Origin of the sequence: Lactiplantibacillus sp. 30.2.29 (assembly GCF_018991255.1) — a bacterium.
In the GTDB taxonomy this organism is placed as follows: domain Bacteria; phylum Bacillota; class Bacilli; order Lactobacillales; family Lactobacillaceae; genus Lactiplantibacillus; species Lactiplantibacillus pentosus.
Window position 1 is genome coordinate 1 of the sequence record NZ_JAGYGU010000013.1, and the last position, 13,991, is coordinate 13,991.

10 protein-coding genes and 1 other RNA gene are annotated in these 13,991 nt (G+C 48.2%); 7 read left to right on the forward strand and 4 right to left on the reverse strand.

Annotated elements, in window-relative coordinates; genetic code table 11:
- Window positions 1-156: 156 nt before the first annotated feature.
- The 6 genes from KGF65_RS08550 (at window position 157) to KGF65_RS08575 (ending at window position 7,479) form a co-directional block, all read left to right on the forward strand.
- Window positions 157-1,086, forward strand: a complete 930-nt coding sequence (locus KGF65_RS08550) for an L-lactate dehydrogenase (RefSeq protein ID WP_050339390.1) — start codon at window positions 157-159, stop codon at window positions 1,084-1,086.
- A 160-nt stretch (window positions 1,087-1,246) separates the two neighbouring features.
- Window positions 1,247-2,221 (forward strand): DUF2785 domain-containing protein, encoded by a 975-nt coding sequence (locus KGF65_RS08555; RefSeq protein ID WP_216748371.1) that lies wholly within the window; start codon window positions 1,247-1,249, stop codon window positions 2,219-2,221.
- 21 nt (window positions 2,222-2,242) lie between these two features.
- Window positions 2,243-3,271, forward strand: coding sequence for a zinc-binding alcohol dehydrogenase family protein (locus KGF65_RS08560; protein WP_209042088.1), 1,029 nt, complete (start codon window positions 2,243-2,245; stop codon window positions 3,269-3,271).
- A gap of 102 nt (window positions 3,272-3,373) precedes the next feature.
- Window positions 3,374-4,486: a D-alanine--D-alanine ligase family protein gene (locus KGF65_RS08565; RefSeq protein WP_003639204.1), complete on the forward strand. Its 1,113-nt coding sequence runs from the start codon at window positions 3,374-3,376 to the stop codon at window positions 4,484-4,486.
- 71 nt (window positions 4,487-4,557) lie between these two features.
- Window positions 4,558-6,132 (forward strand): glycerophosphodiester phosphodiesterase, encoded by a 1,575-nt coding sequence (locus KGF65_RS08570; protein WP_216748370.1) that lies wholly within the window; start codon window positions 4,558-4,560, stop codon window positions 6,130-6,132.
- Window positions 6,133-6,582: 450 nt separating this feature from the next.
- Window positions 6,583-7,479, forward strand: coding sequence for a helix-turn-helix transcriptional regulator (locus KGF65_RS08575; protein ID WP_003639202.1), 897 nt, complete (start codon window positions 6,583-6,585; stop codon window positions 7,477-7,479).
- Between the two features lie 1,330 nt (window positions 7,480-8,809).
- Here KGF65_RS08575 and KGF65_RS08580 read toward each other — a convergent pair.
- The 4 genes from KGF65_RS08580 to KGF65_RS08595 all read right to left on the reverse strand — a co-directional run bounded on the left by KGF65_RS08580 (window position 8,810) and on the right by KGF65_RS08595 (window position 11,357).
- Entirely contained in the window at window positions 8,810-9,292 is a 483-nt protein-coding gene (locus KGF65_RS08580; protein ID WP_003644650.1) for a universal stress protein, read from the reverse strand.
- Between the two features lie 66 nt (window positions 9,293-9,358).
- Window positions 9,359-9,643: a hypothetical protein gene (locus KGF65_RS08585; RefSeq protein ID WP_021338337.1), complete on the reverse strand. Its 285-nt coding sequence runs from the start codon at window positions 9,641-9,643 to the stop codon at window positions 9,359-9,361.
- Between the two features lie 185 nt (window positions 9,644-9,828).
- Window positions 9,829-10,016: non-coding RNA, 6S RNA (ssrS, locus tag KGF65_RS08590), on the reverse strand.
- 60 nt (window positions 10,017-10,076) lie between these two features.
- Entirely contained in the window at window positions 10,077-11,357 is a 1,281-nt protein-coding gene (locus KGF65_RS08595; protein WP_050339385.1) for a replication-associated recombination protein A, read from the reverse strand.
- Window positions 11,358-11,720: 363 nt separating this feature from the next.
- On the opposite strand from KGF65_RS08595, the gene gshAB reads away from it, so the two are divergent.
- The gene (gshAB, locus tag KGF65_RS08600) at window positions 11,721-13,970 is read left to right on the forward strand and encodes a bifunctional glutamate--cysteine ligase GshA/glutathione synthetase GshB (protein ID WP_216748369.1); all 2,250 of its coding nucleotides are present in this window, start codon (window positions 11,721-11,723) and stop codon (window positions 13,968-13,970) included.
- Window positions 13,971-13,991: the final 21 nt, after the last annotated feature.

The window sequence follows — 13,991 nt, forward strand, 5'->3', positions numbered from 1 at the left end:
ACGAGCAAATGCCGACGAACAAGTCACTACCCCATACATGAAAACCTCAAAATTAGAACATCCTTAAAATCCCGTGAGACAGCGTCCTGCTTGACTTTATAGCGGTTCCAAGGTACGCTTACCAAGTTAAATAAACTACAGATTGGAGTTTGCAGCATGCGTAAATATGGTGTGATCGGGTTAGGCCAAGTCGGTGCGACGGTGGCTTATACGTTGGTTCAACAAGGAATTGTTGATGAATTGGTCTTAATTGACAAGAATGAGGCCTTGGCGAAGGCCCAAAAGCTCGATTTAGACGATGCGTCTCCTCGGCTAAGCTCAACAACTAAAATCATTTTAAATGACTACGATGCCTTAGCAGACGCCGAAGTATTGATTGTGGCTTCCGGTAATATTGGGGCAATCGATATGAACAGTTCAAAGGGGCGCTTTGGTGAATACGATTTGAATCAAGCCATCGTCCGTGATATTGCGCCTAAGATCGTGGCGTCCGGCTTCAAGGGGATTCTCATTGATATCATGAACCCGTGTGATGTGATGACCGATTACTTACAGCGAATGACTGGTTTCCCACGCAACCGGGTCTTTGGGACCGGGACGTTCCTCGATACGGCACGGATGCAAAAATATGTGGGACAAGCAACTGGGACGAACGGTAAAAATGTTTCAGGCTATGTTTATGGCGAACACGGCAATTCCCAATTTGTCGCTTGGTCCACGGTCAGTGTGAATGGTCAGCCAATCAAGAAATTCCCTGGCTTGAATCTTGACCAGTTGGAAGAAGATGCGCGGCAGGGGGCCTTTGCTGTCATGGCCGGAAAGCACTACACCAATTTTGCGATTGCCACTTGTGGCGTACGTTTGGCGGAAGCGGTTAGTGCTGACGCGCAGCTCGCTTGCCCAGTTTCGGCGTTTGACCCGCAATTTGGAACTTACGTCGGTATGCCGGCTGTGATTGGCAAAAATGGGATCGAATCCTTGATCCAACTTGAACTGACGGCTGATGAACAAGCGTCATTAGCAGCCTCAGCCAAGTTTATCAAGTCACAGGTCGACGTGCTGCCAGGTGCCGAAGTTAACGCATAATTAACACATGATCAAACGATTTAGTTAGGGACCATCAAGAGCGACCTGAGTAGTCATCAGTCGATCTTGATGGTCCTTTATAAAACTAGTGGGTTCTCTTGGGCAGACGGGCGCCAACATGCTAAAATAGAAGTTAAATTGGATATTTACGAGGTCATTTATGCAAGCAGAGAAATTGAAGCAGGTTAAAGATGCAGTTTTAAAATTGAGACAGCAACTGCGCTCAGGACAACTCTATCAGTCGTTACCAATTCGGATGGACGGGCTGGTTGCGCAGTTGCCGCAGACGGTCACAACGACGGTGACGCTTCCTAGTGATGAGGAAGTCCTGCCCTTGATTGCGGACCTTCACGAACAATTAACGAAGGGCACGTTGACGGCCATCAGTGATGAGCAGATTCGACAGTTGATGGCACATATTGGCTCACGCAATCCGCGTGTGCGTGACCAGGGTGGTTATTATTTACTAAATGAGGCCTTGCAACAGCAAGTCCTGACAACGCAACAGCTGGGCGATATTTTCGACCAGTTGATTCAAGATGACGTGTTATTTGCCCATATCGATGAACCACAGAATGACGCCGTTTATCAGCGCTCATTTGCCGTTTTATTATTATCAGTTTTACTATATGCCGACCATGCGGGGTTAACTTTCATGACCCCCGCACGCTTGGAGCTCATCGTTACCCAGATGACCGCTTATATTTTGCTTGAGCAGGATACGCGCGGCTTTGTTGGGACGACCGGGTGGGCCCATGCCTATACGCATATCGGCAATATTTTAGACGAGTTAGCGGATGAATCAGAATTAGCGCGTGCGGATAAATTGCTGTTATTGGCGGCCCTGATGAGTCGTTATCAAACACTGACGACGCCCTTGATTTTTGGCGAACCAGAGCGCTTGTCGTCTTATTTGACGCTGATTTCCAATAAGGATGAGTTGTATTGTGAGTACTTGCTGATGGCACTCAAACGGTGGCACCAACGGTTAATGGCCCACCGTCACCCCAATAGTGAAGCAGAATGGACGCAGATCTTTAATCGGAATCGGTTGCTAGAAGCCTTAGCGCTCCATGATGATTTGCCAACCGCGGTGGTCGATTATTTAGATGATGAATTGGAATTTTTAGGATAGTTTTGAAAGGAAGTCTTTTGAATGCAAGCAAAAGCAGTTGGGGTCTTACAAGGATTACTGATCAGTGACCCACGGAGTTTACAGGACGTGACGATTGACGTCGCACGGCCACAGGGACGAGATATTCTCGTGGAAGTCTTGGCGACGTCAGTTAATCCGATTGATACGAAGCAACGGCAGGGGCAGCCTGAAGTCACGACACCACGGATACTAGGCTTTGACGCTGTCGCAAAGGTCCTGGCAGTCGGGGAGGCCGTTACGGCGATCATGACCGACGATATCGTCTATTACGCTGGCGCGGTCGACCGTCCTGGTAGTAATGCCCAGTATCAACTCGTTGATGAACGACTCGTGGCTTGTGCACCGAAAACCTGGACGACCGCTGAATCGGCAGGCTTACCGTTGACGACTTTGACTGCTTGGGAAGCTTTGTTTGAAAAGTTACCTTATACGGCAGCTGCGGATGCCAATGTCGGTCACAGCGTTTTAATCATTAATGGTGCCGGTGGAGTTGGTTCCATGGCGATTCAATTGGCTAAGTGGGCCGGGCTCACGGTGGTCACGACGACTGGTAAGCCTGAAACGACTGCCTGGGTCAAGCAACTTGGTGCTGATGTCGTGTTGGATTATCATCAGGACTTGGCGCCACAACTGGCCGCTGCGGGTCTAGACAGTGTCGAGCATGCGATCCTACTGCATTCTACTGATCTGTACTTGCCAATCGTGACCCCACTGGTCCAACCACTCGGGACGATTGTGGCGGTGGTGACGAATCAGAAGCCGCTACCGATGGACTTGCTGAAGCCCAAGAGCTTGAACTTTGCTTGGGAGTTCATGTTCACGAAGGCCAATTATCAGCTGACGACCATGGCGACGCAGGGGATTATCTTGGCGCGCGTCGCTCAGCTGGCGGATGCTGGGATCATCGTTCCAACGACCAAACAAACGTTGACTGGCATCAATGCAGCTAATTTACGGCAAGCCCATGAAATCGTTGAAACGGGTCAAATGTTAGGTAAAGTTGTTTTGACTGGGCCCTTCAATGCTTAAAAAAGCATGTTTTGGTTGCAAAAATGTTTCCAATTGTGCTCAGATATTGTAGAATTAATTAAGCCGTAGTATGAAATAAACCTTGATAGGATGAACAAAATTATGGAGACACAAAAAAAGATCCACGTTGGGATGTTATTTGGCGGGAACTCTTCAGAACACGATGTTTCAAAGCGTTCCGCTCATAACATTTATGATGCCATGGACAAGAATAAGTACGATGTTGATTTGTTTTTACTGACAAAGGACGGAATTGTGCTAAGTGATGCCGCAACTCGGCGGGTATTTGATGGTGAACCAGAGGATCAAGTGGTGGCCGAAGAAATGCCGAAGTTGGACATGAGTGATCCATTAGCACCCATCAAGAACCTTGCACTCGCTAAGGATATTGATATTTTCTACCCAGTTGTGCACGGTAATTTAGGGGAAGACGGGACCTTACAGGGACTCTTCAAACTATTGAAAAAGCCGTATGTTGGGAGTGGCGTGTTAGCTTCTGCTGCTAGTTTCGATAAGGACATTACCAAGCAGATTTTGACACACCATCACATTCAGAACACCAAGTATGTCGTGGTAACGCCTGAAAACCGGGAACAAATGACCTATGCTTATTTGCAAGCACACGTTGGCGATCATTTATTCATTAAGCCAGCGAACCAAGGGTCATCGGTCGGGATCCACAAGGCTGAAAACGAGCAGGAATATCTGGACGGCTTAGCAGATGCCTTCAAGTATGACTACAAGATTTTGGTCGAAGAATCCATCGACAATCCGCGTGAAGTCGAATGCTCAATCTTGGGTAACGAAGATCCGAAAGCTTCTAAGCTTGGTGCCATCGACGTGCCTAAGACGGATACGTTCTACGATTATAACAATAAGTTCGTGGACGCGAGTGGTGTGACCTTCGAATTACCTGTCGAATTGCCCGCAGATTTAACACAACGGATTCAACAAATGTCATTAGATGCCTTTAAAGCCTTAGGGTTGAAAGGCATGGCCCGCGTTGACTTCTTAGTTTCTGAAGATGGCGAACCTTATTTGGGTGAAATCAACACCTTACCTGGTTTCACGAATATTAGTTTGTATCCGAAATTATGGGAAGTCTCAGGAATCAGTTATACTGATTTGATCGATCAGTTGATTCAACTTGGGTTTGATGAATTTAAACGTCAATCTGAAATTCACTACGATTTTGTGGCTTTGGACGCAGAATAATTGGTGAATGTCGTGGTGGTTGGGATGAAGTCATTCATCGCAACCACCTTTTTTTACGAGGAGGGGTCAAAGTGAGTCATCGCGAAGGTCAATGGTTGGCGAGTCGTCGACAATTAACCGGACCATTCGCAAGCTGGTGGCTAGTCGGATTGTGGCTGGCCCTAGTGGTGAAGTTACTGGGCATTCAGCTGGGCGGCATCGTCACACTTGGGGGCTTACTGTTACTGAGTCTTTGGCTACCGTTATTCGCTGTTCGCAGTAGTCGTCGGCGCTGGACGGTCCGCCAAATTGGCCGTTTATGGTGCCAAATAGCTGTACTGGCGGTGTGGTGGTTACCGCTCGGCTGGTTCAGCTACTTACCGACTGTTCAGGCGAGTTTGAAGTTACCAGCGGTTTGGCAAAACTGGCTTTTTAATACCCGTTATGAGTGGCTGCCAGTCGTCATCCCGTTGTGGCTGTTCTGTTGGTTAGCGAGCTGGAAATGGTTAGCGGGGGTTGCTCAGTTGATGGCAATGCCGACCGGTTGGCGTGATTTTTGGCGCGCCGGGCGACAAAAACATTGGTGGTCGGTATTCAAAGCCAGTTTTGCCAAGCTGTTGGCAATCATTGGTTGGCTGGGGCTAGTGGTGATTGGCACTGGCCTCGTTTGGCTGGGTGGCATCACGCCGCTGGGCAACATCGGTAACCAACTGGTCAGTCGCGTGCTTGCTATCATTGTGCTCGCCATGGGACAAGCTTGGTGGTGGCACGTATTGATGGCGTGGTGGTCGATTCACTGGCCCGATTCGAAAACACGCGTACGGTCAAAGTGGCAGGGGCGACTGTTAATGCTGATTGGCGGATTGAGTTTACTAGGCTATGCGGGTTGGTGGCTAGGAACGCCTCCTGAGACCACACCAGCCGTGATTGCCCATCGGGGTGTCAATGGCCATGACGGCGTACAGAACACGACAGCGGCGCTCAGAAAGACCGTTAAGCAGACGCATCCCGATATGGTGGAGATGGATATTCAGCCGACTGCCGATTTACACTGGGTCGTGATGCACGATCCGACGCTAAAGGCTTTAGCTGGGCAAGCTGGAACCGTCCGTGATTATCCGGTCAATGATTTGAGTGGCTTACCGCTGCGTGAACATGGCCATACGGGGCGGTTGAGTACGTTTAAACAATACTTCGCCATTGCCCAACAGTTACACCAGCCACTATTAGTCGAGATCAAAGCGGTCGGACCGGCTGACCAATTGATGGGGCCGTTTGCGGACCGCTATGCGCAGTTGATCGTGCGTCATCAGGGGGCCGTGCATTCGTTGGATTACCGGGTGATTGAACGATTGCATCAGCGGAATGCCAAGTTATCAGTGGGGTTCATTACGCCATTTTATCTGACTGATTTTGCAGATTCGGTCGCAAATTTTTATTCGTTACAAGCGCTGACAGCCACCCGTGAACAGATCAGTGCTGCACATCGGCACCAACAACCGGTCTATTTTTGGACGGTCGACCGGTCGTTTGACATGCAGCGCTTAGCGGCGATGGGGGCGGATGGCATCATTACCAACCGTCCTGGACAGTTACGCCGTGTCCAGACTGACAGCAGCCATTATTATTTTTATCAATTGATAAATTGGTTCCTGGAGTGGTTATAATCCGCTGAAAAGACTATGAGAAGCCCGCTTAATTATTAAGGATACGGATTCAGATTGTTGAGGGTGTCATGACAATTGATTTTGACCTTATGTAAGGCTAATTGGCTCGGCTTTGAATCGCTTTCAGTAGTTATCACTTTTAATGAACAAGGCCTTAATTTGGCTGGTTAACAAACAGGGTCAGTCGATAATTAATAAATGACCTAACGCGGTTAACATGGTATAAACTTAATATTAAATAAGAATTACGCGTATTTCTTGCTTAAATTCCGTTATGTGAATATAATTATATGCGTAATTGGTATTGTCCAATTGACTAGGACTCAATTATTCGAACGTTTTAATGAGGATTGATTAGGTGTCACGATACCCTTACTTACGAAGTGGGGTCGGGTAAGGGTAGGTACAACTGAGTTTGGTTTAAGGCAGATCAAAAAAGAGGGGTTAAGCATGAGAATATTAGGCGAAAAGGTGCGGCAGTTCCGGAAGCGTAAGGGCATGTCGCAAAAAGAATTGGCAGAGGGTATTTGTACCCAGGCAACGATCAGTTTGATTGAGAAAAAAAGCAAGATTCCTAGTATGAAGATTATGATGAAAATCTGTAATCGATTAGGAATTCGTTTGTCAGAAGTGATTATTGAAAATGATGACCAGTTATATCGGACTTTCAAAAAAATTGATTCATTGATTCGTCACACGCAGCTCCAAGAAGCGCAGGATGTCTTTCAACGGATCCGGCCAAAGCAATTGCGTAGTAATAATGACAAGAAACAATATTACTACTACGAAGGCTACTTACAGCTTGTCTTGAACGACAACGCCGACGAAGCAATCTTCAACTTTGGCTTGTTATTGAACCAGTTTGTGAAGTCTAGTCATGATATGTATGCTATTTTAGCCACTTTGGGGACCGGCTTGGCTTATGAACGTAAGCAGGCTTATGATAAGGCTGAGATTTTTGTCAAACAAGCCGTGGCGACCTTGCATACGATCGACGCGCAAGCGATGCCAATGGGCGACGATGACTACTTGCAAAATGAGATTTTGATTTACGCTTCAGCCGCACAGCTCTATGCAAAGATCAACTTCCCAGAAGAAGCCCTTGAGTTGATCGACTTAGCCCTCAAGAAGGCCCAAGAAAGCCAGTCATTGTACTTGTTGGATCGGTTATATGCACAAAAAGCCGCCAACGAGGTCGTGTTAAACAACGTGCAATCCGCGCACGACCACTATTACGTGGCCTACGCGTTGAGCCTCGTTACGCACAACACTTCTTTAACTGAAAAGATTACCAAGGAAATGGCCGCTTACCACATTGCACCATTGCAAGTGGCAAACGAAGCTTAATTCGCGATATGAGCCAGCTAACGCTAGACCAGCCTAGTAGGAGGGATTCTCTCTTTCTATGAGTGCCGGCGTCGTTAGCTGGCTTTTTTGTGCCGTTGTCAGTAGCCCCACAATGGCGACATTCTCACGATGTTATCTCCTAGTCAACATCACGCATTGTGTTAGTCAATTTGTCATGAATCATGCTGTTTTCTAAGTTCAAGTGCTGCCAGCTGAAACCCGCTGGAAACGGTGCGAGTTACTGGAAACTTGCTGTTGTACGTTCGTCCTAAGCCGGCTTCCAGGCATTCTGGGCAATGGCCAGAACGTGGTGGACACAGATTTAAGCCGACAACCCATGTCTTAAATACTGGTCTTTCACGTTAGCTGCAGTATGGATGAAACGTGTTCGGGTCAGACTGGGACTTCCGGTTAGCTACGCCAGAACGCCAAGCGGAAAAGCACCGCTTAACGCTCTAGCTAGGCTAATCCTCAGTCCCAACCGTCTGAGCCTCACACTCTGAGAAGCACTGGGCCTTGCCCAGAATACCTTCCAGCCGGGATGGTATTCGAAAGGCGGACATGTGCGGACTCAACTTTTTGTTGGATTAGTCGTTGATTCTTGGCTAACAGTCGTTTGACATTTAACTGTCAGACTTGTTCTCAATGATAGCTAAACTTTCTTCCCGGGTTTTAAATCATCGAATCATCGGGTTCACTGGACTTGCCATAACTTTCTTTGGTCGTCCTGAGATAGCAAAGTTTCGAACGATAAACGAGGACAATTTTATCGACTAATTTCAAGACCAGTTGCCATTTGGATTAGCGAGTAACATTTAGGAAATCTTCCAGTACATAAATACTATAAAGCATCACAGTTTCCGCTCAATCATTTACTTGAAGAACTAGGCACTTAAGATTCAGTGGTCAATTGCACCTAGATCGGTGGCCGTTTATCCGCCATTCGAGCGGCTTCCCGACTGGAGGGGCTGGCGGACAATGCTCAAGGGCGAAATTCTTCTTGTCCGGGTGAATTTCCCGGGCTAGAAGAAGACTCGTATTTGAAATTGCGCAGTGATTTTCTGCGTGAGTTCAAATCGATGTCCGCCCTGTTCCAGCGTTGTCAGCCAGCCCCGGAAGTCGGAATAAGGAGATCACCGGCTGACGAACAGCAATCCAAAACAGCATGATTTAATCATCTTTGCTGCTGAAGAATAACTAGCACAATGGGTCAACATTATAGACGACAATCAGGAGGACTTTGAAACCCTGTGTAACTTAACGCTATCAAGCATAAAAAGACGCGCTAAGACTTTTCAGCCTTTAGCGCGTCGATTATGATTAATAAAGCTTATTTCTTCTTAGGTTTTGGTGCAGGCTTATTCTCTAAGTCAGTCCGAACCACGAGCACGTCACAAACAGCCATCCGGGTGACATATTCAGTGACGGAACCAATCAATAATCGTTCAACGGCATTTAAACCGGTGGCGCCAATCATGATTAAGTCAATGCCCATGTCCTTAGGAACGTCCCGTGCGATAATCGTCTTTGGTGCGCCATACTCGATGGAGTAATCGACGTTATCTAAGCCGTCCGCTTTAGCCTCAGCAACATACTTGTCCAGTGTCTTTTGTGCGGTATCCGTAACTTGTTCAACCATGGTCGTATCAAAACTAGAAATGTTTTGGAATGCCCGGGTGTCAACCACGTGCACCATGTGAACGGAAGCGTTAGGGCCGTTCCGTTTCGCGACCGCGACCGCCTTCTTGAATGCTAATTCCGCTTCATAGGAACCATCAACAGGAACTAAAATGTGTTGGTATTGTTGTAACATCATTCTCACCCCTCATTACTTTATAACTATATTGTAAAGGTTTTCGTAAAAAATAAAAAGCGTTTTCTATGAGATTTGCATAAAACTGACCAAAATTAGTGCGATGGCCATCATAATTAGTGAACCACTGGCCAGCACAATGGCGATCAACATCGTCGTTTGGACAAAAATGGCGACCAGGCAACCGAGTGTAACGAGTAACATCAAACTACCACCATAACGGGCGACGTGTTTGATGGTGGGTGCCTTATTTGGGTCGAAAAATAGAAACGGCCGTGACTGATGGGTCAGTAAGTAGTAACTGAGCCACCCGGCAATTAGGGTATAAAGGACGAGCAGTAAAGTAATCAAAATGTGCCTCCAATAGTGATGATGGTTTTATTTTAGCGGATTCCAGAACGGAAGACAACTGCAACGCAGGGGATGAAATGCCGGGCGCAGATTGGACCGTCAGCGAACCAACCGTTTAGCGGGCGCATAAAATTGTGAATAAAAAAAGGGCCAGGACAAGTCCTGACCGACGGAAGTAAACTTCCGGAAAAACTAGTGGTGCCGTTAATCGCCCTTCAGTATTGACCCGCTTCAAGGCAGGTGGGACGTTCTGACTAATCCGCTAACTACCAAAGGATAAGGCATGTTATGGGATTAGCTAACGGACATCCCAAAGTAGTATTAATTGTTCGGCAACACTTTGTTTAGAGCAATGCGCACACCTTAGTAATTTCGACTCTTAGTCTAGCATATAAAAATAAAAGTTGCAATTATAAGCACAGCTTCGCGATTGTTAGCGGTTTCGTGCGTTGGCTTTTAATAATTTTTCGTATTGCTGGGCGAGGGCAGTTTCGTAGCGACCATTCGTTTTCGGTTCGTAGTACTGGTCAGACTTGATCGCGTCTGGTAAGTACTGTTGCGCGACCCAGTCTCCGGGGTGGTCGTGGGGAAAATCATAGCCGACACCGTGACCGAGTTTAGCCGCCCCTTGATAATGGGCGTCCTTGATGTCGTCTGGAATATCACCGAAGTGTCCGTTGCGAACCGTCGTCAAAGCGGCATCAATTGCACTGATTCCAGAATTGGACTTCGGCGATAAAGCCAGCTCGATGACCGCGTCGGCTAGTGGAATGCGTGCTTCCGGAAAGCCCAGTTGGTCAGCGGCTTGAACAGCCGAGACGGTATGGGCACATGCGGCTGGATTTGCTAGACCAATGTCCTCATATGCGATGACCATCAGGCGGCGCATGATACTCTTTAGGTCACCGGCTTCCACCAACCGGGCGAGATAATGTAAGGCTGCATTGACGTCTGACCCACGAATCGATTTTTGAAAAGCGGAGATGACATCGTAGTGGGCGTCGCCATCTTTGTCAGCTGAAAGGGCCTTTTTCTGTAAACATTCTTCAATTGTGGCTTGCGAAATGGTGATCGTCCCATCCTCAGCTGGGGTCGAAGAAAGTACCGCGAGTTCCAGTCCGTTAAGCGCACTCCGTAAATCACCATTGGTGGCCGTGCAGAGATGATGCATGGCAGCGGGATCCAGATCCACTTGATAATTACCGAGACCGTTAGTTTTGTCAGCAAGCGCCCGTTCAATTGCGTGCTGGATATCGTCAGCGGTCAGTGGGAAAACTTGAAAAATTTGCGTCCGACTGCGAATCGCCGGATTGATGCTGATGTATGGATTTTCAGTCGTGGCACCAATCAAAATGATGCGGCCACTTTCTAAGTGGGGCAATAAAAAGTCTTGTTTGGTTTTATCGAGTCGGTGGATTTCATCAAGCAGTAAGATTACAGTCCCGCTCATTTTAGCCTCTTCGGCGACGATTTGGAGTTGCTTTTTACTATCGGTCGCCGCGTTGAGCATTCGGAAGGCGTACTTAGTCGAGCCCGCAATCGCGCTGGCGATACTTGTCTTGCCGGTACCCGGTGGCCCGTACAAAATCATGGATGATAACCGTTTGGCTTTGACCATCCGCGCAATGATTTTGCCCGGACCGACCAATTGTTGCTGACCGACAACGTCTTCAAGTGTTTTCGGACGCATGCGATAAGCTAATGGTTGTTGCATCGTGTAATTCCTCCTTGCAAAACTAGTCCCAACTATTATAGCATTTACAGTGACCGACACCGAATAATAGGTTTACGTGTTGTGTTGGTTATGATATGACAATAAAGATGATTAAACGTACCAGTTCTTAAGCGCCAAATCCGCCAGCTTGGGCCCGCGAAAAGCAGTGAGGTGCTGCGTGAGTTTCAATCGATGCCGCCTCGTTTTAGCGTTGTCGGCAGCCCTGAAAGTTGGATTAGGTTATACACTCGGCTGGCAACGGTAAACCAACTACTGGCACGTTGTAATCACCATTCCTCAAAATCAATTATCACAATGCGCATAGGTTTAGAAGACTAAATAAAAAATAAGGATTGATCAATTATGGAATTAGATGCAGTTGGCAAAGCAATTGTTCAGTATCATTTGGTCCCGCTCGTTCATCAGACGAACCTCGGGCTGGAAGTCACGATGCAGCGTATTGATCGCCAGGGCCACCTCGCGACCACACCACATCCGCAGAGGTTTGGCAGTCCTCAGCAAAATCGGCAATTGCGACCGGGCTTTGCGGCTAGTACGTTAAAAATAGCCACACCCGTTCGGCACACGATTCCAACGTTGATGGCCGACTTGAACGGGCTAAACATGGCCGCTCGCCGGACATTAGCGGCTGATGAACAGCTCTGGCCGCTGTCAAGTACACCAGTTTTGCCGGAAGACTTATCGACGATTCAACTGGCGGATGTTGACCAAACGAGTTACCAGCACCGCCGTGACTTGGCTCAGCAGACGGACATCCAGAAACTACTGACGACTGGGACGCACGTGAATTTGAGCCTCAATGAGCAACTATTTACGCGGCTGTATAGCGAAGTCTTTCATCAGCAATATCATAGTTATGTCGATTTTCGCAACGCGATTTATTTGAAAGTCGCACAAGGCTTTGTGCGGATGAACTGGCTGATTCAGTATCTATTTGGAGCATCACCGCGATTAGCTGTGACCGATACCAAGACGCGGCCACGGCGCAGTAGTGTTCAGCATCCAGATGGGCGCTACCAACCGGTCACTGGGGACTACACGACGATTGACCGCTACGTTGCGAAATTAACGGCTGCAGTGCGTCAAAAGCAGTTGTTATCTGTGAACGATTTCGATGGTCCAGTTCGGTTTCACAGTAATGGCCAGTTAGCTACGATGGCACGCCAAGGGGTCTACTATGTTGAGTACCGCGGCCTTGACCTGGATCCAACCAAGGCCAACGGGGTCGACGCCAATGCCATCGCGTTGATACGTCTATTGGCCAGTTATTTCGTGATGATGCCTGGTTTACCAACCAAACTGGTGCCACAAGTCAATGCCCAGGCGGACCAATTAACCCAGCAGGTTTTAGCTGAAAATCCAACGACCGCCAGTGCTCAGGCCATTCCGGCAGCGCAAGTTTTAGATGCACTGGCCGATTTCGTGAAAGCGTATGGATTGCCGAATGATGACGCCGTGTTGTTGAAACAGTTAAAGCAACGGGTCACCGATCCGAAAAAGACGCCGAGTGCGCGGATTGCCAGTGAATCAGAACCGTTAACTTGGGCGTTGCAACAGGCAGCTAACTATCAGGAAGCAGCAACTGAACGACCATTTGAACTCGATGGCTTTACTGGACTGGATATTTCCAGCCAACAGGTGGTGCAGGCGGCACTGACACGTGGTATTCAGGCCGATGTGATCGACGAGTCCGCAAATATTTTACGATTAACGAAGCTCGGTCAATCACGGCTGGTGGTCAATGGCAGCGGCACTGATTTGAATCCACAAGCCTTGACGACGGTTTTGCAACATAAAGCTGCCGCCAAACAAGTCTTAGCTGAACACGGGGTACAGGTGCCCGCTTCACAGACTTACCATTCGGCCAACCAGTTAATCGACGACTATGACCGGTACGTCCAAGCGGGCGGTATCGTGTTAAAAGCTGCGGATGCGACGCATAAAGTGGTCGTTTTCCGGATCATGCCAGAACGGCAGTTGTTCGAACAAGTCGTCCGGCAATTATTTGAGCAAACGAGTGCGGTAATGGCGGAAGAAGTCGTTGTTGCTTCAAGCTATCGCTTCTTAGTCATTGGTGGGCACGTTCAGGCGATTGTTGAGCGGCTCCCTGCTAACATCGTGGGGGATGGTCGTTCCACCGTTGAGGCCCTACTTGCGCGCAAAAATGGCCGAGCATTGCGTGGACCTGCCTTCCAGTACCCACAATCAGAACTTCAACTAGGGACAATCGAACGTTATCGGTTGGCTTCCTACCATCTTGATTTAGACTCGGTCGTCAGTCGTGGAACACAGATTTTATTGCGTGAAGATGCGACCTTTGGGAATGGGGCAGACGTCCTCGATGCGACTGATGACATGCATCAATCGTATATTGAAGCGGTTGAAAAGTTGGTGGCGGACTTACAGTTATCCGTGGCCGGTGTGGATGTTATGATCCCCAACCTATACGCCGAATTAGTGCCTGAGCATCCCGAAATGGCGGTCTATCTGGGAATTCATGCCGTACCATACTTGTATCCACACTTATTCCCAACATTTGGGACGGCGCGGACGGTGGCAGATACGCTGGTGGAGACGTTGTTTGCGGAGTAGGGCTAGTTAATGCAAAATGCT